A 1723-nucleotide genomic window follows, 5' to 3' on the forward strand; every position below is an offset into this window, starting at 1 on the left:
TTTACGCTTCAACCTGATTGCAGGCATCTATAACTATGAACTCAACCTTTTAGAATGACTTTTGCAAGAGGTCTATTGAATATTGTTGATTTTATGATATTTGAATGAATTTGATAATTTTTCTAGAGCCATTTTAGCATCTGGTTCACAAGCAAAAGTTTGTTTGGATAGCTTGCGGAGAGCGGCTGATACTTTTTCTTTTTGTTTTTCTACTTGCTTATTTACTTGTTTAATACTTGATTTTTTCCTCGCTTCACATTCTACGATTAACTATCTTTGCTTAATTTCTCCATGATAACTTGATTTTTCGACCATTTTATCTCTTGATATTTCACTGTCGATCCATTGGTTGTCTTCGATATTTAAGATTTTTTCCTGAGCTAATTTTATACTTAAAGGAACTCTAGTTATCCATTTCATTTCTCTCATGGCGATGATATTATCTTTGGTATATAAGGCACTTTCTGCTACATTGACACCTTCAAATTTCCAGGATTTTTTGAATTCTTTTAATCGATCTACAAACACACTTTTGTCATCGATATTTCCTGAGTCTATTTTGAGATATAATGGTATGTCTCCATCTCCTGTACAAATCATGTCAATAATAGACCTCTTGCAAAATAATTTTGTGCTATTAGAGAAAGTTTAGACTATTTTTAAATCTAGCAGGCTGGGCAAGTTTAAGGAGATGCCAATCAACGCAATAATTCAAAGTTTGACCTAAAGTTGAGCAAACTCTTAAGGATAACACATATTTTTTTTGCAAGAGGTCTAATAAATTGCTTGAGGTCTGGTCGATGATCCCTCGAATATCGATGTTTGAGTTCTATGGATTTCATGTCTGATTCAGGCTCGGATTCTGGATTTTTCACTTCTCCCTCAATCTTGACTGAATAGACTCATTTTTCTGACGGCTTTGCGTATTCCCCATGCACATACATTGAAGTTCCGTCCAAATGTATGCTATTCATTTTTACTTGAAATTTTTCGGCGGCTTTTATGGCGATTGCTGTAAATAGTTGTGTTGTGCCTACTGCATAATATTTGTCAATGCTCTGGCTAGTCGGTCATCATTTAAATGTGATGGTAATACTCCTTATCCAATGAGATGTTCTGTTGGTTTGCCGATAAAAAACTGCTCAAATAAGTATAAATGGCCGCTCAAAAAACCTACTCCATTCAAAATCATCGCTTTCATTATTTGTCTAGGAGTTAGCATCTCTTTTGATTTGATACCCACTTGTTGATTCACTAATTCTACAAGTTCCATTTCATCGATAATTCCGGCTATTATTCCTAAATGGTCTATGTTGAGGACTTTAATTTCGTTTTGGGGCTAATTCATGATTTTTTACACCTATGTTGCTGACTCTATTATCTAATTTTAGCAAAACTTGAAATTTTTGCTAGGTATTTATTTCAGGGTTTCATGCCTCCAAATTTAAAATTATTAAATTTGTCTGAATATCTGCGGAATGTGGGTTTGAAATACGGGCATTACTTTTTTAGCATTTTCCTAAAAAATGAGCAGCGGTAACTACGGAAGAGCCTATTTTTCACCCTCATTCTCTCCCGGCGCGGTGGATCTAGTTCTTCTGAAAGCCACGGTTCTCATCTGTAGTTAGTCTAAAATACAGTTCATAATTAGACCTCTTGCAAAATAATTTTGTGCTATTAGAGAAAGTTTAGACTATTTTTAAATCTAGCAGGCTGGGCAAGT

The 1723-nt window shown here is 34.5% G+C and carries 1 pseudogene; it reads right to left on the reverse strand.

The annotated features are described in order from the left end of the window. Positions 1–453 precede the first annotated feature (453 nt). Positions 454–1327: pseudogene (locus QUA40_RS29230) on the reverse strand (DUF4277 domain-containing protein); the annotation flags it as partial. Between the last annotated feature and the right edge of the window lie 396 nt (positions 1328–1723).

The sequence above is a fragment of the Microcoleus sp. Pol11C3 genome (assembly GCF_036701485.1).
Classification (GTDB): Bacteria; Cyanobacteriota; Cyanobacteriia; order Cyanobacteriales; family Microcoleaceae; genus Microcoleus.